18 protein-coding genes are annotated in these 21,430 nt (G+C 65.4%); 13 read left to right on the top strand and 5 right to left on the bottom strand.

Annotated features, from left to right (window positions below):
• The first annotated feature begins 320 nt into the window (after positions 1-320).
• The 4 genes from BRSPCE3_RS02765 to BRSPCE3_RS02750 are packed head-to-tail and all read left to right on the top strand — an operon-like array spanning position 321 to position 3,539.
• Entirely contained in the window at positions 321-1,427 is a 1,107-nt protein-coding gene (locus tag BRSPCE3_RS02765) for a cupin domain-containing protein (RefSeq protein WP_244064130.1), read from the top strand.
• Positions 1,428-1,471: 44 nt separating this feature from the next.
• The gene (locus BRSPCE3_RS02760) at positions 1,472-2,380 is read left to right on the top strand and encodes a fumarylacetoacetate hydrolase family protein (RefSeq protein ID WP_244064129.1); all 909 of its coding nucleotides are present in this window, start codon (positions 1,472-1,474) and stop codon (positions 2,378-2,380) included.
• Positions 2,380-2,811 carry a thioesterase family protein gene (locus BRSPCE3_RS02755; protein ID WP_244064128.1) on the top strand — a complete coding sequence of 144 codons (432 nt, stop codon included), beginning with the start codon at positions 2,380-2,382 and terminating at the stop codon, positions 2,809-2,811. The genes BRSPCE3_RS02760 and BRSPCE3_RS02755 overlap by 1 nt, the downstream gene beginning before the upstream one ends.
• Positions 2,808-3,539 (top strand): hypothetical protein, encoded by a 732-nt coding sequence (locus tag BRSPCE3_RS02750; RefSeq protein WP_244064127.1) that lies wholly within the window; start codon positions 2,808-2,810, stop codon positions 3,537-3,539. The genes BRSPCE3_RS02755 and BRSPCE3_RS02750 overlap by 4 nt, the downstream gene beginning before the upstream one ends.
• Before the next feature lie 158 nt (positions 3,540-3,697).
• Here the strand turns inward: BRSPCE3_RS02750 and BRSPCE3_RS02745 are convergent, their stop codons facing one another.
• From BRSPCE3_RS02745 to BRSPCE3_RS02730, 4 genes are read right to left on the bottom strand one after another with little or no spacing between them, the layout of a single operon-like run.
• Positions 3,698-4,411 carry an ABC transporter ATP-binding protein gene (locus BRSPCE3_RS02745; protein ID WP_244064126.1) on the bottom strand — a complete coding sequence of 238 codons (714 nt, stop codon included), beginning with the start codon at positions 4,409-4,411 and terminating at the stop codon, positions 3,698-3,700.
• Positions 4,408-6,177, bottom strand: a complete 1,770-nt coding sequence (locus BRSPCE3_RS02740; RefSeq protein WP_244064125.1) for an ATP-binding cassette domain-containing protein — start codon at positions 6,175-6,177, stop codon at positions 4,408-4,410. The genes BRSPCE3_RS02745 and BRSPCE3_RS02740 overlap by 4 nt, the downstream gene beginning before the upstream one ends.
• Positions 6,174-7,217, bottom strand: a complete 1,044-nt coding sequence (locus BRSPCE3_RS02735) for a branched-chain amino acid ABC transporter permease (protein ID WP_244064124.1) — start codon at positions 7,215-7,217, stop codon at positions 6,174-6,176. Before BRSPCE3_RS02735 ends, BRSPCE3_RS02740 begins: the two co-directional genes overlap by 4 nt.
• 42 nt (positions 7,218-7,259) lie before the next feature.
• Positions 7,260-8,411, bottom strand: a complete 1,152-nt coding sequence (locus tag BRSPCE3_RS02730) for an ABC transporter substrate-binding protein (RefSeq protein ID WP_244064123.1) — start codon at positions 8,409-8,411, stop codon at positions 7,260-7,262.
• Between the two features lie 629 nt (positions 8,412-9,040).
• Between BRSPCE3_RS02730 and BRSPCE3_RS02725 the strand changes: the two genes are divergently transcribed.
• From BRSPCE3_RS02725 to BRSPCE3_RS02700, 6 genes are all read left to right on the top strand, one after another.
• Entirely contained in the window at positions 9,041-9,823 is a 783-nt protein-coding gene (locus tag BRSPCE3_RS02725; RefSeq protein ID WP_244064122.1) for an aspartate/glutamate racemase family protein, read from the top strand.
• Between the two features lie 136 nt (positions 9,824-9,959).
• Complete coding sequence (locus tag BRSPCE3_RS02720) at positions 9,960-11,138, top strand: thiolase family protein (protein ID WP_244064121.1); 1,179 nt, start codon at positions 9,960-9,962, stop codon at positions 11,136-11,138.
• On the top strand, positions 11,135-12,376 hold the full coding sequence (locus BRSPCE3_RS02715; RefSeq protein ID WP_244064120.1) for an SDR family NAD(P)-dependent oxidoreductase: 1,242 nt from the start codon (positions 11,135-11,137) through the stop codon (positions 12,374-12,376). Before BRSPCE3_RS02720 ends, BRSPCE3_RS02715 begins: the two co-directional genes overlap by 4 nt.
• A 34-nt stretch (positions 12,377-12,410) precedes the next feature.
• On the top strand, positions 12,411-13,193 hold the full coding sequence (locus tag BRSPCE3_RS02710; RefSeq protein WP_244064119.1) for a cyclase family protein: 783 nt from the start codon (positions 12,411-12,413) through the stop codon (positions 13,191-13,193).
• A 54-nt stretch (positions 13,194-13,247) separates the two neighbouring features.
• Complete coding sequence (locus BRSPCE3_RS02705; RefSeq protein WP_244064118.1) at positions 13,248-14,405, top strand: ABC transporter substrate-binding protein; 1,158 nt, start codon at positions 13,248-13,250, stop codon at positions 14,403-14,405.
• A gap of 54 nt (positions 14,406-14,459) precedes the next feature.
• On the top strand, positions 14,460-16,070 hold the full coding sequence (locus BRSPCE3_RS02700; protein ID WP_244064117.1) for an ATP-dependent acyl-CoA ligase: 1,611 nt from the start codon (positions 14,460-14,462) through the stop codon (positions 16,068-16,070).
• 13 nt (positions 16,071-16,083) lie between these two features.
• Here BRSPCE3_RS02700 and BRSPCE3_RS02695 read toward each other — a convergent pair whose 3' ends face one another.
• On the bottom strand, positions 16,084-16,590 hold the full coding sequence (locus BRSPCE3_RS02695; RefSeq protein ID WP_244064116.1) for a MarR family winged helix-turn-helix transcriptional regulator: 507 nt from the start codon (positions 16,588-16,590) through the stop codon (positions 16,084-16,086).
• A 408-nt stretch (positions 16,591-16,998) separates the two neighbouring features.
• Between BRSPCE3_RS02695 and BRSPCE3_RS02690 the strand changes: the two genes are divergently transcribed.
• The 3 genes from BRSPCE3_RS02690 to BRSPCE3_RS02680 all read left to right on the top strand — a co-directional run bounded on the left by BRSPCE3_RS02690 (position 16,999) and on the right by BRSPCE3_RS02680 (position 21,426).
• Positions 16,999-18,738, top strand: a complete 1,740-nt coding sequence (locus BRSPCE3_RS02690; protein WP_244064115.1) for a polysaccharide biosynthesis/export family protein — start codon at positions 16,999-17,001, stop codon at positions 18,736-18,738.
• A 132-nt stretch (positions 18,739-18,870) separates the two neighbouring features.
• Entirely contained in the window at positions 18,871-20,163 is a 1,293-nt protein-coding gene (locus BRSPCE3_RS02685; protein WP_244064113.1) for a GNAT family N-acetyltransferase, read from the top strand.
• Between the two features lie 21 nt (positions 20,164-20,184).
• Positions 20,185-21,426, top strand: coding sequence for a hypothetical protein (locus BRSPCE3_RS02680; RefSeq protein WP_244064111.1), 1,242 nt, complete (start codon positions 20,185-20,187; stop codon positions 21,424-21,426).
• Positions 21,427-21,430: the final 4 nt, after the last annotated feature.

The raw sequence follows: 21,430 nt of genomic DNA, 5'->3' as shown, positions 1-21,430 counted from the left end.
CCACGATCCCTTTCACAACCAGATGCGGTGGTTATGGGTCCTGGCTTTCGCCAGGACGACAGTCGTGGATGTGGGTGCGGAGCAGGCAAGGCCCCCCGACTGTCATCGCCCGGCTCGACCGGGCGATCCAGTACGCCGCGGCCTTTCCGCTCAAGCACAGCCGTCTCTGGAATACTGGATCACCCGCTTTCGCGGGTTATGACGCCGCGTGGCGCGGCAAATTTAATCGACAGCCATCCTCACCGTCGTCGTGGCTTTCGCCAGAAGGACAGTCGCGGATGCGGCGACAGGACGTCATGAGATAGTACTTGGAGGACAGCATGGGCGACAACGTCATCGGCCGGGCCAATGTCGAGGATACCCCGGAGCTCAAGGCCTACTACAGGGATCTCGAGGGGTTCGAAGCCGGCGCGCTGTGGACGGTCGCCAACAAGATCGAGCCATGGCAGCCGCAGTCGGCCTCCATTCCCGTTCTCTGGCGCTACAGCGATCTGCGTGAGCACGTGCTGCGCTCGGTGGAGCTGGTCTCGCCGGAGAAGGCGGGGCGGCGGGTGATCTATCTCAACAATCCGGGCCGCCGCGACGTGTCGGCCGCGGTGGGCTGGCTTTATTCAGGCTTGCAGGTGATGCACCCGGGCGAAGTCGCCTCCGCCCATGCGCATTCGGCCTCCGCCCTGCGCTTCATCATGGAAGGCGAGGGCGCCTACACCATCGTCGATGGTCACAAGATGACGCTCGGCGCGCGGGATTTCGTGCTGACGCCGAACGGCACCTGGCATGAGCATGGCGTCGAGGCCAACGGCTCGGTCTGCATCTGGCAGGACGGTCTCGACATTCCGCTCGTCAACGCGCTGGAGGCCAATTTCTTCGTCGTGCATCCGAAGATCCAGCAGGAGGCGTCCGGCTATCCCGTCGACGACATGACCAGGACCTGGGGCAATCCCGGTCTTCGCCCGGCGGGCTCGCGATGGTCGAACGGCTATTCGCCGATGTTCAAATATGAGTGGGAGCCGACCTACGAGTCGCTGCAGAAATATGCCGCCGCGACCGACGGATCGCCCTATGACGGCATCCTGATGAACTACGTCAATCCGGTCACCGGCGGCCACGTGATGCAGACCATCGGCGCCAGCATGCAGATGCTGCGTCCGGGCGAGACGACCAGGTCGCACCGCCACACCGGAAGCTTCGTCTATCAGGTCGCCAAGGGGCAGGGCTATTCCGTGATCGGCGGCAAGCGGTTCGAGTGGCAGGAGCGCGACATCTTCTGCGTTCCGTCCTGGGCCTGGCATGAGCACGGCAACGCGTCCGCAAGCGAGGACGCCTGCCTGTTCTGCTTCAACGATCTGCCCGTCATCGAGGGGCTCGGCCTCTACCGCGAAGAGGCCTATGGCGACAATGCCGGTCATCAGCCGGTCGCGGTCTGACATTTCCTTGTAGACATCAACCCGAATAACCGGATCAAGCCTTCATGCGTCTTGTCACCTACACCTTGGGCTCAAGCGGCGCCCGTCTTGGAGCCCTCGTCAATGGACTGGTCGTCGATGTCGAGCACCTTGGTGCGTCCAGCGGTGTGACATGGCCAAGTGATATGCTGTCGTTCATCGACAACAGCGTGACCCTGCTGCCTGCGCTCAGGGATACACTGGAGGACGCCAATGGCCGCTTCCCAGCCGGCGCGGCGGTTGCGGTCGAGGACGTAAAGCTGCTGGCGCCGATCCCGCGGCCTCGGAAAAACATCTTCGGGATCGGGCTGAACTATCGCGCGCATGTCGCGGAGTCCGCCAAGAGCCTCGACACCGACAAGGATCTGCCGAAGCAGCCGGTGGTGTTCTCCAAGCCGCCGACCGCGGTGATCGGGCCGGGAGCCGCGATCCAGCACAATGCTCGCATGACCCAGCAGCTCGACTGGGAGGTCGAGCTCGCCGTCATCATCGGCAAGACCGCGACCCGCATCGCGGTCGAGAAGGCGATGGATCACGTGTTCGGCTATTCCGTCATGATCGATATTTCCGCGCGCGACAATCGCCGTGCCGGGCAGTGGATCTTCTCCAAGGGCATGGACACCTACGCGCCGTTCGGCCCCTGCATCGTCACCGCGGACGAGATTCCCGATCCGCACGATCTCAGGCTCTGGCTGACCAAGAACGGCGTCATCAAGCAGGACTCCAACACCCGATACATGATCTTCGACATTCCGGCGCTGGTCGCCGACATCTCGTCCGGCATGACGCTCGAGCCGGGCGACATCATCGCGACCGGAACGCCCAACGGTGTTGGCGCCGGCATGAGCCCGCAGGAATGGCTGTGGCCCGGCGACGTGGTCGAGGCCGGCATCGACGGCGTCGGCGTCATCCGGCACCCCGTTGTTGCGATCTGATGCCGTCGTTCTCATTCGATCGCGAGCTGAGGTTCGGCGACTGCGATCCCTCGGGGATCGCGTATTTTCCTTCCTATCTGAACATCCTCAACGGCGTGGTCGAGGAGTTCTGGGCCACGATCGGATTTCCCTGGCCGGAGCTGATTACGGTCCGCAGGATCGGGACGCCGACGGTGCATCTCGCCTGCGACTTCTCGCGGCCGTCGAGGTTCGGCGACCGCCTGACGTTCGGCCTCTCCATCGTCAAGATCGGCGGTGCCTCGCTGCATCTGGCCCACGTCGTCACGGGCGCAGATGGCGTGCGTTGGCGGGCGCGCCAGATCGTTGCGGCGACGTCGCTGGCCGATCATCGCGCGATGCCGTGGCCCGATGACGTTCGTGCGGCTCTCCTGTCGCATCTGCAGACCGGCGAGGAGGCCGCGGCGTCATGATCTCGCTGTTCATGACGTTCTCCGATCCGAACGGCGAGCGGCGAATTCACGCGGACGATCTTGCGGCTGCTGCTGCCATGGTGGGGTCTGCACCGGGGATGGCCGAGGGCCTGCTGTTCACGCCGCTGGAGCAATCGGTCGATCATCCCTACAAGGCGGACGGGGCCGGACCGGTCTTTGCGTTGCAACTGCGTTTTCCGGACCTGTTTGCGTGCGAGGCCGCGATGGATCGCGGCGGCGTGCTTGCAGGCCTTGCGGCAGGTCGCGGACTGCCGAGCCTTGCCGGATTGGACGTGACGCATCAGGCGATGGTGACGCGCGTCTTTCCGGTTGACGACGCCGCGCATGCGAACGACACGGCCACGCCGTGCAGCTACCTCGTGCATTATCCCGGGCCGGCCGACGACATGAATGCCTGGAATTTGCATTACCTGGAGCATCATCCGTCGATCATGCGGAGCTTTCCCGGCGTCCGCCAGATCGAGATCTACACCCGCATCGATTGGGTCGACCGGCTGCCGTCGCAGCGGGTCGACTACATGCAGCGCAACAGGCTGATGTTCGACAGCCCGCAAGCCCTTGCGCTTGCGTTGGGCTCCGACGTGATCAAGCGCATGCGCGCGGACTTCGTCCGGTTCCCGCCGTTCGCGGGCGGCAACAAGCATTTTCCGATGCTGACGCGGATCGTTTCGGCGAGGGGGGCTAGCGAGGGCGGAACGCCGCGATGATGGGATTGTGCCGCTGAGTTGCCCGACGGTGCAAGCGGATTCTGAAAACCAGCAGGTGCTGCGCCCGGGGTCTACAAGCCATTGATATTGCTATGGCCGGCTACTGTGCATGGGGTTGTTTTCGATGTTTTTGGCGTGCGGCCCGCTGCTAGCCGGTCTCAGTGTCCGCCGAGATAGGCGGTGATCAGCCGGGGGTCGTGGATCAAGTCCTTGGCAGGACCGGACTGCACGATCTCGCCTGTCTCCAGCACGTAGCCATAGTCGGCGGTCTCAAGCGCGGCGCGGGCGTTCTGCTCGACCAGCAGGATCGACACGCCGAGGTCGCGTAACGACGCGATGGTGCGAAAGATCTCGCGCACGATCAGCGGCGCCAGGCCGAGGCTGGGCTCGTCGAGCATCAGCAGCGCGGGCCTGGCCATCAGCGCGCGCCCCAACGCGAGCATCTGGCGCTCGCCGCCGGACAGCGTGCCGGCGGCCTGACGCTGCCGCTCCTTCAGGCGGGGAAACCGATCATAGACCTCATCCAGTGTCTTCTGAACGCCGGAGCGGTCACGCAGGCTGTAGGAGCCGAGCAGGAGGTTGTCGGCGACCGACATGTCGGAGAACAGTTCGCGCTTCTCCGGAACCAGACAGAGCCTGCGCTCGACGCGATCCTCGACCGACATCTTACCAAGATCGCTGCCGCGGAACGCCATGCGGCCACGCGATCCGAGCAGCCCGATGGCCGCCATCAGCAGCGTGGTCTTGCCGGCGCCGTTCGGGCCGATCACGGTGACGATCTGGCCCTCGTCGACCGACAGCGAGACGTTGCGCACGGCCTCGACGTTGTCGTAGCAGACGGTGACGTCGGTCATGGAGAACATCTCGCTCATGCGACGCCCCCGAGATAGGCCTCTTGCACCCGCTCGTCGCTGCGGATCGCGCTCGGGACGCCCTCGCACAGCTTGGAGCCGAAATCGAGCACCACGATGCGGTCGACCAGCGACATCACGAACTCCATGTCGTGCTCGACGATCAGGATGGTCAAATGGTCCGCCCGCAGCGAGCGGAGCAGCTCCGCCAGTCGCAGCTTTTCCTGGCGGCGCAGGCCAGCCGCCGGCTCGTCCAGCACCAGCAGTGCGGGATCCGCGGCGAGCGCGCGTGCGATCTCCAGGATGCGCTGGTTGCCGAGCGGAAGGTTGCCGGCGAGCTCGAACGGCTTGTCGCCGAGCCCGACGCGCTCGAGCTGCAGCAGCGCCTCGTGCCGGGCGCTGGCCTCCTCGCGCCGGTTGAGGCGAAAGGCGCCGGCCAACAACCCGGCACGGGTGCGACTGTGGGTGCCGAGCATGACGTTCTCCAGCAGGCTCATGCGCGGCCGCAGCTTGACATGCTGGAAGGTCCGCGCGACGCCGGCCTTGGCGATGCGGGATTGCGGATCGCGGGTGATCGGGCGTCCGGCGAAGACGATCTCACCCTTGTTGACCCGCAGCGCGCCGGTCAGGCAGTTGAACATCGTGCTCTTGCCGGCGCCGTTCGGGCCGATCACGGCAAGGATTTCGCCTGACCTCACCTCGAAGCTGACATTGTTGACCGCGACGAGGCCGCCGAACCGGCGCTCGGCGCCATCAACTTTCAGCAGCAGTTCACCCGGCGTCGGTTGCGGACGGCGCGGCAGCGGCGGCGCCGGCTGCGGCCGCTCGCGCCGGATCTTCGGCAGATGGCGCGCGATCGAGGGCACGATGCCCTGCCGCGCCCATTGCAGGAACAGGATGAACAGCGCGGAGAAGGCGACGATTTCGAGCTGCCCGGAGGCGCCCTTGGCGATCAGCGGCAGATAGTCCTGCACGCTGTTCTTGAGCAGGGTCACGATCGCGGCGCCGACCACACCGCCGAGCAGGCTGCCGGCGCCGCCGACCATCGTCATCATCAGATATTCGATGCCCATGCCGGCATCGAACGGGCCCGGGCTGATGAAGCGGCTCATATGCGCGTACAGCCATCCGGACAGCGAGGCGAGGCACGCCGCGATCACGAAGGTCACGAGCTTGATCCGGAACGCGTTGATGCCGAGGCTCTCGACCAGCGTATTGCCGCCGCGCAGCGCCCGCATGGCGCGGCCGAGCCGCGAGTCCAGCAGATTGTAGCCGAGCAGCAGCACCAGGGCGACGATGCCCCAGATCAGGTAGTAGATCTGCGCGCTACTGACGAGCGCGAACGAGCCAATGCTGATCGGCGGGATCGACGAGATGCCGTTGAAGCGGCCGAGCCCCTCGACATTGCCGAACAGGAAGCCGATCGCAAGGCCCCATGCCACGGTCGACAGCGAGAGGAAATGGCCCTGCAGCCGCAGGGTGACGACGCCGAGCACGGCCGCGACGCCGCAGGTCAGCGCCACCCCGAACAGCAGGCCGAGCCACGGCGATTGCCCGTTCAGCGCAGAGACCCATGCCGTCGCATAGGCCGCGATGCCGACGAATGCGGCCTGCCCGAACGACACGATGCCGCCGACGCCGGTGAGCAGCGCCAGGCCGATGGCGACCAGCGAGTAGATGCCGATATAGTTCATCAACGTGACGCTGAACGGGCTCAGCACGAGGGGCGCGAGCGCGAGGCACGCCAGTGCTGCTACGGCTGCGAGCTGCACATGAAGGCGCGTCATTCCTCGATCTCCTCCTCGGAATGCAGCGAGGCGAGGGATCGCCAGAGCAGGATCGGGATCAGCAGCGAGAACACGATCACGTCTTTCAGCGCGCTGCTCTGGAACGATGCGAAGCTTTCGAGAATGCCGACCCCGACCGCGCCGATCGCAGCACCGGGATAGCTGGTCATGCCGCCGACGATGGCGCCGACGAACGCCTTGAGCCCGATCAGGAAGCCGGAATCGTAGAACACGGTGTTGACCGGCGCGATCAGGATGCCGGATACGCCGGCCATCAGCGAGCCCAAGAGATAGGCGATGGTGCCGGCCCGCGCCGGCCGGATCCCCATCAGCCGCGAGCCGGTCCGGTTCACCGCGGTGGCGCGGAGCGATTTGCCGACCAGCGTGAAGTCGAAGAAGAGGTAGAGGAGACCGCTGAAGACCAGCGCGGCGAGCACGATCAGCATGGTCTGGCCCGAAATCAAGACGCCGGCGAACTCGGTCGAGAACGACGTCAGCGGTTCGGTCCGGACGCCTTCAGGGCCGAAGAACAAGAGGCCAAGGCCGACCAGCGCGAAATGCAGCGCCACGGACACCGTCAGCAGCAGCAGCACCGTGCCGTCGGCGATCGGGCGGAACACGATCCGGTCCAGCAGGGGCGCGATCGGCGTGATCAGCATCAGCGCGAGCACCAGCCGGACCGCGAGCGGCGGGTCCATGCGCATGACGAGCCAGGCGATGCCGACCACCGCCAAGGGAATCGCGAGATAGAACAACAGTGCGCGCGGCAGCAGCCGAATGTCGCCGTTGCGGACGAGCGAGATGATCTCGACCAGGGTCGCCAGGCATGCCAGCGCCACGACCAGCGCGCCGGTCCCGGGAAAGCGCTTGGCATCGAGCGCCGCGAGCGTCAGCGCGGTGAACGCGGCGATGTCGCCGAACGGAATGAAGATGACCCGGGTCACCGTGAAGATCAGCACGGTTCCGATTGCCACCAGCGCGTAGACCGCGCCGGTGGCGATTCCGTCGATCGCAAGGATGGCCGCGATGTCGCTCGTCATGGAGACGCCGTTCCCCCGTTCTGACCGCCGGCCATCGTCCGCTTACGGCGCGTACTTCCAGGTGCCGCCGGTGAGGCGGACCACCACCAGCGAGCGCTCGTCGACGCCGGTCACCGCACCGGGCTTGAAGTTGTAGACGGCATGCACGCCGGGCAGTTCCTTGGTGCTGAGAATGGCGTCGCGCAGCGCGGTGCGGAATTCCGCCGTGCCGGGCTTCGCAGTCTTCAGCGCCCGCTCGGCCGCGTTGGCGAAGATCAGCCAGGCATCGAAGGAGTAGGCGGAGAACCCGTCGGTGGTCGGAATGTTGTGGGTCTTCTGGTAGACCGCGCGGAAATCCATCGCGATCTTCTTGGCGAAGTGCTCGTCCGGAAGCTGCTCGGCGACGATCACGGGACCGGCGGAGACCTGGATGCCCTCGGCGGCCTTGCCGCCGACGGTGACGAAGTCCGGATTGACCAATGCCACGGTGCCGTAGGTATTGCCCTTGAAGCCGCGCTCGGCGAGCGTGATCAGCGGCAGCGCGCCTTGCGTGCCGGAGCCTCCGATCAGCACGGCGTCGGGACGCGCCGCCATGACCTTGAGGATCTGCGCGGTCACCGAGGTATCGGTGCGGGCATAGCGCTCGTTGGTCTGGACCTTGATGTCGTCGACCGGCTCGGCGGCCTTGGCCCCGTTGTAGACGAGGTCGCCCCACGCATCGGAGAAGCCGATATAGCCGATGTTCTTCATGCCGTCGCGCTTCATCCGGTCGGCGACGATCTTGACGAGCAGCGACGCCGGCTGCGGCACCGCGACGACCCATTGCTCCGGCGAGTCCGGAAGCTTGCCGATCGGCGAGATCGCGATCATCGGCACCTTCAATTCGCTGGCGACGGCCGCCATGGCGATGGTCGATGGCGCGGTCGACGTCCCGATCAGGAGGTCGACCTTCTCTTCTTCGACCAGCTTGCGCGCATTGCGCGTCGCAGTCGACGGATCGGAGCCGTCGTCGAGCTGGATCAGGCGGATGGTCTCGCCGTTGATCGTCTTCCTGTATTCATAGGCGGCATTGATGCCGCGCCCATAGGGGATGCCGATCGAGGCGCCGTTGCCGCTCAGCGAGGTGACGAAGCCGATCGTGATGTCGGCCTGCGCAGCCGTTGCTGCGAACACGCCGGCGACAAGTGCGAGTAGGCCCAAGGTCTTCTGCCGCATTTGCATTGTCCTCCAATGATGTTGGATACGAATGGCTGGAAGCCGGGCGGGGAGCCCGAGCTGCGAACGAACCGACTGAAGGCATTGCTGCAGCGCCAGACGCCGGGCGCGGCGAGAAGGATGTTCGCTCGGCCGGGCGTCAGCGGCCATGGTGCGGCGTGCCGCTGAAATAGCGGACAGGCCGGCGGCGACCGCCGGGCTTCTGTCGAAGCAACAGGAGAGGAGTGCCGCAGCCGCGATGCGCGACCGGCGATGTTGCTGCCGGCCATTCGGGCCCGACGATCGTCCACGCGATTGAGTTTCTCAAAATCGGTGCCCTGCAACATCATCGTGACGGCTTACCCGTCGTTCGCCGGCGGATGATTACTTAAAGCCTAAAGTATTCTCCGTGGCGCCGTCAACACGTGTCGCGGGGCTGTCGGAAAAAAATGTTGATGCATACAATTCCGGCAGAGTGCGCCAAATCCGTCAGATATTGGTCCCACAAAACGGGCCTCCTGCTCGCGATCGGGAAGGTCCCCCGGCCGGCTCCGCCGCGCGCATTTGACGCGTCAATTAGTTTATGGTTGAAATATCTCGGTCGGCAGGCCGACGGCCGATGCTCCCGTCACCGTTTGAGGAGAAGGGCGATGCGCATCTTCTGGCAAAGTTTCGTCGATGCGAGCGTGAATGCGCCCTACATGGCGCGGCTGTCGGAGTACCTCAACACAATCGCAGCGCCCGGCACGACGGTTCACGTCGAGGGCATTTCGCCGCCGGATCGGGAGTTCGGCCGGCTCGCCGAGTTGCGCTGCGCCGTTCAGGCGATCGACAACGGCATCGCGGCCGAAGAGCGCGGCTTCGACGCCTTCGTGATGGGCCACTTCCAGGATCCCGGTCTTTACGAGCTCCGCGCGACACTCGACATCCCCGTGATCGGAACCGGCGAGGCGACGCTGCTTGCGGCCTCGCAACTCGGCCGGCGCCTTGGCCTCGTGACGCTCGATCCGGTCTTCGAGGTCTGGCACTACGAGCAGGCCGAACGCTACGGTCTCCGCGATCGCGTGGTCCATGTGACCGGCCTCGGTTGCAAGCCGGAGGATTTCGCAAGCGCGTTCGCCGGCGATCAGGCGGCCCATGCCCGAATGATCGAGGATTTCCTGGCCTGCGCGCTGCCGCTGGTGGAGCGCGGAGCCGACGTGGTGATCCCCGCCGGTGTGCTGCCGGGGCTGTTGATCGGGCGGGAGCACGGCCTGAAGGTCGGGCACGCGCCGGTCGTGAACTGCGCCGCGGTGGCGTTGAAGAGTGCCGAGATGTGGGTGCAACTCAGGCAGCTCAACGGCACCGAGCCGAGCCGCGGACCGAGCTTCAGGCGCGCCAGTGCCCTGGCACGTGACGATTTCCGGGCGATGCTCGCCCGCAACAAGCGCTAGCGCCCGAACGGCCGACCAGCTCTGGAGAGCCAGACGTGACGAGACCCGAGAAGGTGACCCTGTTCGAATACGGCGCATGGCAGTATCGATGTGAAGCTGGCGATGATCCGGGGCGGGTCAGCAAGGCAGGCGGTTGGTGAGAAATTCGCTGCGCACACCGTATGACGGCATCGTGATGGCGGCTCCCGTCACGATCCCCTATGCGCGTTACTCGATCGAGAGCGCGCAATGGTGGATCGGCCGTGCGCTGAGCGCACTGGTCGCGCGAGCCGGGATCAAGGCTTCGGACATTGACGGTCTGTGCGTCTCCAGCTTCACCATGGGGACCGACAGCGGGATCGGGCTGACGCAGCATCTCGGGCTGTGCGTCAGATGGCTGGACACCATCCCGCTCGGCGGCGCCAGCGCCATTGCGGCGTTGCGGAAGGCGGCGCGCGCGGTACAGGCACACGATGCCGACATCGTGGCTTGCGTGGCCGGCGATACAAACCATGTCGATTCCTTCCGCCTGACGCTCGAGAATTTCTCGCGCTTCAACCAGGATGCGGTCTATCCCTACGGTGCGGGCGGTGCCAATGCGAGCTTCGCGCTGATCGCGCGCAATTACATGCGGACCTATGGCGTGACGCGCGAGGACGTCGGCAGGATCGCGGTCACCCAGCGCGCCAACGCGTTGCGCAACCCGCATGCGCTGATGAAGACGCCGCTGACGATCGAGCAGTATCTGGCGGCGCGTCCCATCTCCGATCCAATTCATCTGTTCGATTGCGTGATGCCGTGCGCCGGTGCCGAGGCCTTCCTGGTGATGCGGGACGACACCGCGGCGTCACTGGGCTTGCCGGCGGCACGATTGCTGTCGACGATCGAGCGCCACAACGCCTTCGCCGACGATCCGATGCAGCTGCGCGGCGGCTGGGCGATGGATGTCGGCGAGCTCTACGCAATGGCCGGCGTGAAGCCCGACGATCTCGATACCGTGCAGACCTATGATGATTATCCGGTCATCACGATGATGCAGTTCGAGGATCTCGGCTTCTGCAACAAGGGCGAGGGCGCGGCCTTCGTGCGTCAGCACGATCTGACGATCGACGGCGATTTCCCACACAACACCTCGGGCGGTCAGCTCTCCGTTGGGCAGGCCGGCGCCGCCGGCGCCTATCTTGGGCTGGTCGAGGGACTGCGGCAAGTCCTCGGCGAAGCCGGTCCCACGCAGGTGAAGGGTGCAAAGCTGGGCCTCGCCTCGGGCTTCGGAATGATCAACTATGATCGCGGTCTTGCCTCCGGCGCCGTGATCTTTGCAGGGCCTGGGCGATGATCGATCCGATTGAGCCACCCCGGCGCAAGAACCCGCTGCTGAGGACAAGGCTTCCCGCGTCGCCGCCGCGGGCGCGCAGCAGGACGTCGCACGGATTCACGCGCGCCGCCGCCGAGGGACGCTTCATGCTGCAGCGCTGCGAGGCATGCGGCGCCTTCGCGTATCCGGCACGTGAGGCATGCCCCGCCTGCCTGTCGGCCGGCCTTGCGTTCGTCGATGCGCCGCGTCGCGGCGCGCTGCTGGCCGAGACGACAGCGCGGGTGCCGAGCGACGTGTATTTCCGCGAGCGGGCGCCCTGGCGCATTGGTCTTGTCAAGATGGACTGCGGCCCGACGATGGTGGCGCATTTGCATGCCGACTGCGTCGAGGGTGCGCCCGTCTTGATGTCATTTCAGCTCGACAAGAGCGGTCAGGCGGTGGCCTTTGCCCGACCCGAGGGGGAGACGCCCAACATGGCAGACGACCGGCAGTGGCGGGAAATGACGGCTGATCCGAAATTCCGGCGCGTGCTCGTGACCAACGGCCGCAGCGTGATCGGCCAGGAGGCCGTCGCGGCGCTGAAGGCCGCGGGCGCCAAGACGGTGTTCGTCGGCGTTGCCGAACCGTGGCGTCCCTTCGGCGGCGAGCAGCTGCTGCGCGGACAGCAGGGGATCGAGGTCGTGACGCTCGACGCATCCGACGAAAAGTCCGCGACCGACCTTGCGGCCGATATCGGCGGCAAGGTCGATATCCTCGTCAACACGACGGAATATGTGCGTCCCGGCGGCCTGCTCGATCGCAGGGGCACGAGCACCGCGCGGGACGAAATCGACCAGGCCTATCTCGGCTTCATCAACCTCGCGCAGGCGTTCGGGCCTGCGATGCGGATGCGGGGGGCGGATGGCACCAACAGCAGTGCCGCCTGGGTCAACATCCTGTCGGTGTACGCGCTGGCGAACTGGCCCGCGTTCGGCGCCTATTCGGCATCACAGGCCGCCTGCCTGTCGCTGTCGCATTGTCTTCGCGCGGAACTGCGGCCCGGCGGTGTCAAGGTGATGAACCTGTTCACCGGCCCGGTCGATACCGAGTGGTTCCAGACCGTGCCGCCGCCCAAGGTCGCGCCGCGCGCCGTCGCGCAGGCGATCGTGTCCGGGCTCCGGGGCGGGCTCGAAGAGATGTATGTCGGGGACGTCGCCGAGGAAATCCGGCAGCGACTTGCCGCCAATCCGAAAGCGCTCGAGCGCGAGCTCGACAAATAAGATCAGGGTTTCAACCAAGCGGGAGGACGTGACGATGCAAGGCAAGAATCTCCTGGAGCTCGCAGGCGCGATCTCGTCCGGCGCGGTGCGCGTGGTCGATCTGACCTTCACGCTCAGTCCGGATTTCCCGGTCATCGTGCTGCCGCCGGAATTCGGCCAGGCAGCCCCGGTCCGGATCCAGGAGATTTCGCGCTATGACGGTCGCGGACCGGCCTGGTACTGGAACAATTTGACCTTCGGCGAGCACACCGGCACGCATTTCGACGCGCCGATTCACTGGTTCACCGGCAAGGACCTGCCGAACAATTCCGTCGACACGATGCCTCCCAAGGACATGATCGCGCCGGCGTGCGTGATCGACGGCTCGGCCGGCGCGGCGCAGGATCCGGATTTCCTGCTGACCGTTCCGCTCGTCGAAGCCTGGGAAGCGAAGCACGGCCGGATTCCCGAGCGGCACTGGGTCCTGCTGCGGACCGACTGGTCGAAGAAGGGCTGGCGCGACTACGCCAACCTCAGGGATGACGGTGCGCATACGCCAGGCCCGAACGCAGCGGTCATGAAATGGCTGGTGGAAGAGCGCGGCATCATCGGCTTCGGTACCGAGACGATCGGCACCGACGCGGGGCAGGCCGGCCATTTCGAGCCACCTTATCCGGCGCATCACTTCCTGCACGGCGCCGGCCGTTATGGCCTTCAGTGTCTCTGTAACCTCGATCAGCTTCCCGCCACCGGCGCCATCATCGTTGCGTCACCCTTGAAGATCCAGAATGGCTCCGGCAGCCCGCTACGCGTGATCGCATTGGTTGGGGCGAGCTAACGCGCGGATGGCGCTTGCCAGCAGAAGAAACGCAAATCAAGAAAGACAGGTGCCATGATCTCGATGAAGACCTTGCTGGCTTCCGCCGCGCTGCTTGTTGCCATTCCGCAGGTCGGGCAGGCCGAGATCCTCGTCGGATTCGTCACCGGTCTCAGCGGACCGGTGTCGTCGATCGGAATTCCGAACGCGAAAGGGATCGCGGCCGGCGAGGCCTATGTCGGCGAAGTCGGCGGTGAGAAGCTCCGCGTCATTCAGCTCGACGACGCCTCCGATCCCACCGCGTCGGCGCGCAACGCGCGCAAGCTCGTCGAGCAGGAGAAGGTCGACATTCTGATCGGCACGTCGGGCGCGCCACAGACGCTGGCGATGGCAACCGCCGCGATCGAGATGAAAGTTCCGATGATCGCGGTGTCGCCGATCGCGCCGGTGCCGCCCGGCGATGGCGGGCCCTGGGTGGTGCAGACGCCGCAACCGACGCCGCTGCTCGTTCAGGGCATCGTCGATCACATGAAGGCGCGAGGGCTGAAGACCGTCGCGTTCATCGGCTTCTCGGATGCGTTCGGCGACCTGATGTACGATTCGCTGGCGCAGAGCGCCAAGGCGGCGGACATCAAGGTCATCGCCAACGAGCGATACGCCCGATCGGATTCGTCGGTGACCGCCCAGGTGCTGCGCGCGCTGACGGCGCGGCCGGACGCCATCATGCTCGGCGGCACGGGGACGCCGGGCGCGCTGCCGGTGATCGCTCTGTCCGAGCGGGGATACAAGGGGCCGCTGTACGGCAACCATGGGCTGATCAGCGCTGATTTCCTGCGGCTCGCCGGCAAGGCGGCCAATGGAATCATCTGTCCGACCGGGCCGGTGACCGCGGCCGAGCAGCTTCCCGCCAGCAATCCGATCCAGAAGGTCGCGCTGGCTTTCCGCGCCGCCTTCGAGAAGGCCAACGGCGAGCCGCCGACCGACTCGTTCTCGTCCTATTCCTTCGACGGCTGGCTGGTGCTGGTCGATGCGGCCAGGCGCGCGATCGCGACCGGCGCCAAGCCGGGTTCGCTGGAATTCCGCGCCGCGCTTCGCCAGGCGCTGTTCACCACCAAGGAGCTGGCTGGGACGCAGGGCGTCTACACCTATACGCCGGCAGATCGGCACGGCGTCGATGATCGTGCGCGTATCCTGGTTCAGATCGAAGACGGGAAGTACAGACTGCTGCCCTGATTGAATGGCGCGATTGCGGTGGAGCAGGACGTGCGGGCAAACGCGGATGAGGCGATGCAACAGGGCAGTGCGATGCCGGCCTGGGCGCGCGCAGTCGATTTGTTTCCGCCGTCGGACAGGATCCTGTCCACCATCCTGACCCGGCAGGCCGAGCGCTATGGCGATCGTGTCCTGCTGGTCGCCGGGGAGACGCGCTGGACCTACCGGCAGACCGCCGCGATCGCGGCTGCGTCCGCCCAAACGCTGATCGACGCCGGCATCAAGTCCGGCGATCGGGTCGCGCTGATGTGCTCGAACCGGGCAGAATTCCTTCAGGTCTATCTGGGCTGCGCCTGGCTCGGTGCGATCGCGGTGCCGATCAACACCGCGCTGCGCGGCCTCCAGCTCTCGCATATCTTTCGCAACGCGCGCCCCGCGCTGCTCGTCGTCGAAGCTCCGCTTCTCGCCGCAATCGAGACCGTGGACGCCGATGTCGAACTTCCGTCGCAGACATGGACGATCGGCGCCGGCACCGAGACGAGGATGTCCTCGCTGCCATTGCCGGTGCTCGGAAATCTCGCTTCCCCAGGCGCGGTGCGACCCGGCGATGCCGTTGCCATCCTCTACACGTCAGGCACCACGGGTCCTGCCAAAGGCGTCTGCTGCCCGCAGGCCCAACTGTTCTGGTGGGGCATCTATTCGGCGCGGGCGCTTGGCATCCGCGAAGGCGACGTGCTGTTCACGACGCTGCCGCTGTTCCACACCAACGCGCTGAATGCGTTCTATCAGGCGATGCTGAACGGCTGCAGCTACGTGCTGGAGCCGAAATTCTCGGCGTCGGGATTTTGGGCCGCCGCGCGGGCGCATCATGCGACCGTCGGTTATCTGCTGGGCGCCATGGCATCGATGCTTCTCGCGCAGCCCCGGACGGACGACGATCGCGCGCATCAGCTTCGTGTCGCGCTTGGCGGCGGTGTGCCGCGGCAGATCCACCAGCCGTTCCTCGAACGGTTCGGCGTTCCCTTGGTCGACGGCTATGGATCGACCGAGACCAACTTCGTGTTCGCGGGGTCGATCCCGTCCGATCGCCCGGGGACGATGGGCTATCTGGCCGACGGGGTTGAAGCCCGCATCGTCGATGAGAACGATTCAGAGTTGCCCGACGGGCAGGCCGGCGAGCTCGTGCTTCGTGCGCGCGAACCCTTTGCGTTCGCCACCGGCTATTTCGGCATGCCCGAGAAGACGGTCGAGGCCTGGCGAAACCTGTGGCTTCACTCCGGCGATCGTGTGGTCCGCGATCCGGACGGTCATTATCGCTTCATCGATCGGATGAAGGACTCGATCCGCAGGCGCGGGGAGAATGTGTCCTCATGGGAGGTCGAGCAGGCGATCCAGTCGCATCCGGCTGTTGCGGCTTGCGCCGTTTACCCGCTGCCGTCCGAATTGGGCGAGGACGAGGTCGCCGCCGCGATCGTGCTCGAGGGCGGCCACTCCCTACAGGGCGTCGATATCGTCAGGCATTGCGAAGGGCGGATCGCCTATTTTGCGATCCCCCGCTATGTACGCATCGTCAGCCGGATGCCGTTGACGGAGAACGGCAAGATCATGAAGGGCGCGCTGCGCGATGCGGGCGTGACAGACGATACGTGGGATCGCGAGGCGGCCGGCATTCAGGTGCGGCGCTAGTTGCGCCGTCAGCTCACGGCTTCTGCATCGCGTCCCTGACCGCGCCCTTGAGCTCGTCGAGTTCGCCGGTCAAGCCATCGAGCCGGTCAGCCGGGAAGCCCGCCAGCAGCTCGGCCAGCCATGAGCCATGGCTCTTGGCCATGCGCCTGAAGGCTTTGCGGCCCTCGACGGTCATGCAGACGATCTGCACGCGCCGATCCAGGTTGGAAGGCGTGCGGGTGATGTAACCGTCCTCGACCAGACGATCGACGATCGGGGTGAGGTTTCCGGCCGAGACCATCAGGCGTTTCGGCAGCTCTCCCAGCACCAGTCCGCTCGGCTCGCGGTCAAGCTGGGCCAGAACGTCGAAGCGCGGCATCGTGAAGTCGAATTCCTCGCGGAACCGGCGCCGCAGCTCGCCCTCGATCAGGGTTGTGCAGGCAAGCAGGCGAAGCCAAAGCCGTGTCTGAGCCCTGTACTCGGCCTCCTGATCGGCGCCGCTCCTGGGCGAAACAGGTGGGGGCTCCTTCGCGAGTGCCAAATCAAATCTCCTGCGGGATCCGGGCCTGTTGAATGCGGCGATCTTGATGCAAGATAGTTCGTGCCAAAAGTAAATTCAAGGCTCGTCCAGGATCCGCCGAACCGGCTCTCCGATGCGCTGAATTTGCGGCATCTGGAGGGGCCGATGCCGGAATTCGATCCCGGCGGCCTGCCGACGCGCGGCGCGAGGATCGCTTTGCGGCGGGTGCGGATGTTTTAGACTTAAAATAAAAGGCCCCGATGTGACATTGCCGCCTTTCACTCAAAAGGGGTGCCCACAATGGGATAGTTGTGTGTCCTCCTGCCCGGGGTCACGATAGCCGGGTCTTTGCTTGTTTTGATGCTGTTTTAGCGCCACGGCCGCGTTCGGCGACGTGGCGGCCATTTTTCGAACGCGAAAGCCGCGTCCATGATTATCCAACAAAAATCCGGTCCCGCTCGGCCGTCACCCCGCTCTCGATCGGGAGTAAAGGCCGTCGTTGCCGTCACCAGTCTTGCCGTGGTGGGCATGGGCGTGGCGGCGGCCAAGAACTGGGCAGCGGTCGAGACATTCTCGCAAACCGTGACACAGAAGACGTTTGGGACGCTCGGTTCCCGGCCCGACAAGCCGGCCCAGGCCGCCGCGCCAGCCGCCACGGGAGCGGCGCCGAGTTCGTCGGGCGCGCCGTCGACCACGGCGGCGGTGTCAAATGACACGCCCCCTTCCACGATCGCTGAACGCTCCAAGATCGCCGAACCGGGGCGCGATGCATCGGCCGGAGACCTGTGCGGCATTGGCGACAAACTCACGATTGCCTTCTACGAGCGGGTCGAACTCGAGGAGGATAAATGGGGGCGTTCGTCGAGCTCGGCCCTGCGCGGCCTCGTCCAGCGTCCGGAACTGAGCGGCCCATATACCGTTCAGGACGACGGCACGATCTCGGTCCCCTTGCTTGGCGCCATTCGGGTTGCCGACCGGTCAACACTGCAGGTTCGCGCCGATCTGGCGGCAAGCTTCGATCAGCTACTCGGCCGCAAGGGCGTGGTCAACATTCTGTCGGTCGAGCACGCACCGATCTATGTGCTGGGGCCGGTCAAAACTCCCGGCTCGTACAAATACGTATCCGGCATGACCGTGATGCACGCGATGGCGCTGGCGGGCGGCCTCGACCGCGGTTCATCGGAGCCGTGGCAGAAGATCGAAGCGGTGCGGGAAATCCTCAAGCGCAGTGCGTCGGCCGATGCGATGCTGAAGCTGCTCGCGCGCGCGGCGGTGCTGAAGGCCGAGCGCGACGGCGCTGAGCCCAAGATTCCGCTTCGGCTGATCGAGTTGGTGGGTGCGACGGAGGCCGCCAACCTCGTCCGCGAACAAGGCGATCGGCGCAAGACCATCGCCACCGCCCGCGCGAACCGCGAGCGCGCGCTTCAGACTGCGCTGGAAACCGCCAAGCAGGATGTCGTCGTGTATGGCCGCATGGAATCGCTCGATGACCTCGTCAAGCTGCGCCAGGAGCGTGTCAACAGCATGCGGGCGCTCGCGGACCGCAATGTCATCAGCGCAACCGTGCTCAATCAGGTGCAGAGCGAATTGACCGATGCCGAGCAGCGCCGGCGCGACGCGCTCAATCAGTATGCGACGGCCAAGCAGCGCCTTGCCACGCTGGAGGCCGAAGGATTTCGCATCCAGGCCGATGTCAGGAACGATCTGGAGCTCGAGATCGAGGCCATCGAACGCCAGCTTTTGGACAATGAGCGCGATTACAATATGAGTGAGGGGGTGCTGAGCACATTGCCGGCGACCCGCGCCCAGTTCACCAAGGAGGCCAGCCGCATCACTTATCAGGTGGTGCGACAAACCCCGGCCGGCCCGGTCGGTATCGACTCGATCGGGATGACCGTGCTGCAGCCAGGCGATCTGGTGAACATCATCGTGAACGACGGCGATACGAAGCCGCAGGCGAGCCAGGTCAGTTCAAGCCAGGTTAATTCAAGCCAGGTTAATTCAAGCCAAGTCAATTCGAACCAAGTCAATTCAAGCCAGGTCAATTCGAGCCAAGTCAATCCGCCAGCCTCAACCGCGCCGCCGGCCGATCGACCGTCGGTCGGGCGAGCAACCGGCCGGCCGGACACCGGCCAAACGGTTGCGGATCAGGCGACTGCTCCACACTGATGCCCGCCAGGACATCATCCGACGCCGCATGCCTGCCGGAGTTCTCCGCCGGATATCCCACGGAGTTACTCCGGCCTAGACATGGCGTCCGCGGCAGGCTGCGAACATGCTCGGGGATCGCCGCGATAGCCGTTGGAGTTTCAGGAAGATCGACAGATGGCAGCACGTCATGATGTCTCGGTTGTCGATCCGGAACCCGGTCGCGCGGCCATTTTCGAGCAAGCCAGGCGCGATGATGCGGCGATCGACGTCCACATCGAGCCCTTGCAGGACATTGCAGGACTGGAGACGTCCTGGAAGGAGCTCGAAGCGCGGGCGCCGCGCTCGTTCTATCTGTCATGGCTTTGGGTCGGAACCTGGCTCAAGCACCTGCCGCGCGGTGCGCAACCACATGTCCTGGTCGCGCGGATGTCCGGCAGAACCGTCGGATTGGCGATCGTTTGCCGACGGACGGTGTGGAGCTTCGGCCCGCAAGGCCGGGCGCGCTGGCTGCTTCACGAAACCGGAGACGCGCGCTTCGACCGGCTGTTCATCGAGTACAACGGCATCCTCGTCGATCAAGCCGTCGCTGCGCCGGTTACGGCGGCGTGTCTCGAGGCCCTTGCGCACAGCTTGAGCGTCTCCGACGAGCTCGTCCTCTCCGGGGTCGATCTGGATTTCGAGGCGGTCGCGTCGCGCGCGGCTGGCCGGTCCGGACTCGTGACCGAGGTGCGGGAGGCAGACGTCGCGCGGTGGGTCGATTTCACCAAGATCGGCCAGAAGAGCGGGGACTACCGGGCCTCATTGGGCCGCAGCACGCGTCAAGCCGTCAACCGCGCCATCAGGCTCTATGCCGAACGCGGCCCCCTCGCGTTTCGTGTGATGGAGACGGCGGCCGACGCGCTCGCCGCGTTCGACATGCTGGCAGGCTTTCATCAATCGCGGTGGGGGTCCAAGGGGTCCTTTGCCAATCCCGGTTTCCGTCCGTTCCATGAAGACCTGATCGCACGCGGCGTTCCCAGCGGCGCCGTCCGCATGTCACGGACGCTGGCGGGAGAGCAGACGATCGGCGTGTTGTACAATTTCGTGCACGAGGGCCAGGTCCTGAACTACCAGAGCGGCTTTCTGTACGAGCCGGATGGCCGGCTGAAGCCAGGCCTGGTCAGCCATGTGCTGTCGATCGAGGACAGCAGGTCGCGCGGCGAGCGCGGCTACGATTTCCTCGCCGGCTTCGCGCGGCACAAGTCCCAGCTTGCCAATGCCGAGCACGCGATGATGTGGATCGTGGTCGGGGCGGATACGCTGGAGCGTCGCATCGAGGCAAGGGTTCGGCGCGCCAGGCAGGCGCTGGGACAGCTGCTGCGCAAGCAACCGAGTGGTTCCACAGCCGCCCCCTCGGCCGGAAGCGGCGACGGCGGCCCGTCTCAAGACGTTCAAGTGCCATGAATGCGCCACGCGGGACATAGCGTGACGGGGTTGCAGCGGAAGCCGCTGCAACAGGCCGTCATGTTGGATGATGCTCCGACAGCCGTCGTCCTGGGCGGCGGCACCAACGGCCTGTCCCTCGTGCGTAGCCTGGCTCACGCGGGACTTCGTCCGGTCGTTGTGGTGGATGCCAAATACGACATTGCATCGATCTCGCGATATGCACGGCGCGCGGTCGTCTCAAGCCTTGAGGGAAGAGAATTCATCAGCGGGCTGCTCGCCTTGCGGGCACGGATGCCCCACGGCGGCGTGCTTTTCTTTGCGGATGACCGACCGCTTCTGGCTGTGTCGCAGCATCGTGCTTCCGTCGCGCCATGGTTCAGTTTCGAGCTTCCATCGCATGAGGTCCTCGTCGACCTGACGCTGAAGGAGCGGTTTTTTCAGCTGGCACAGCGTGGCGGCTTTCCGGTTCCGGCAACCCATTTGGTCAGCAGCCGCGGCGACCTTGGCGTGCTGCAAGAGCTTCGCCTTCCATTGTGCGTGAAGCCCAACAGCCGCTCTCCGGCTTACGACGGCACCTTTCAGAAGGCCTATCGTGTCGAGACCCTGGCCGAGGCTCAATCGCTCTGCGCGCGCGTGCTGGACGCGGTCGGAGAGGTGATTGTCCAGGAGTGGATCGAAGGAACCAACGATTCGATCTACTTCTGTCTGTGCTATCTGGGGCCGGGGGCTCCGGTCTGCTTTACGGGCCGCAAGGGTCGCTCGTTTCCGCCGCAGACCGGCTGGACCGCAAGCTGCTGGGCAGCGCCGGAGGTTGCCAAGGAGCTGGAGGATCTGACGATCCGCTTCTTCCGGTCGGTGGGGCTGACGAACGGATTCGCCAGCATGGAATACAAGCGCGACCAGCGTGACGGAAGCTTTCGGTTCGTCGAGCCGACCGTCGGCCGAACCGACCTGCAGGTCGAACTGTCGGCGGTTTGCGGCATCAACCTCTGCCACGTCGGCTATTGCGACGCGGCCGGGCAAGCGCGCCCGGCCTTGCGCCTCGACCCGACCCATGTCTGGCGCGATGAATTCAGGGATTTCCTCGCGGCTCGAATGCTCGGCACCGATTGCACCTATCCGCCGCAGCATCGGATTCACAATGCCTACTGGCGCTGGGACGATCCGGCTCCGGCGGTGCTGGAGGTCGCGCGGACGGCAGGGCACGCATTGCACCGTGCGGTCGCACGCGTTCTCAAGGCCAAGTCGATCTCGGCGTCCGGACAGGGAATCCCAGGTTGAACTT

The organism is Bradyrhizobium sp. Ce-3 (assembly GCF_022835695.1).
Lineage (GTDB): Bacteria > Pseudomonadota > Alphaproteobacteria > Rhizobiales > Xanthobacteraceae > Bradyrhizobium.
Note: the sequence above shows the minus strand (reverse complement) of the source record. Positions and strands in the feature narration are given on the sequence as shown.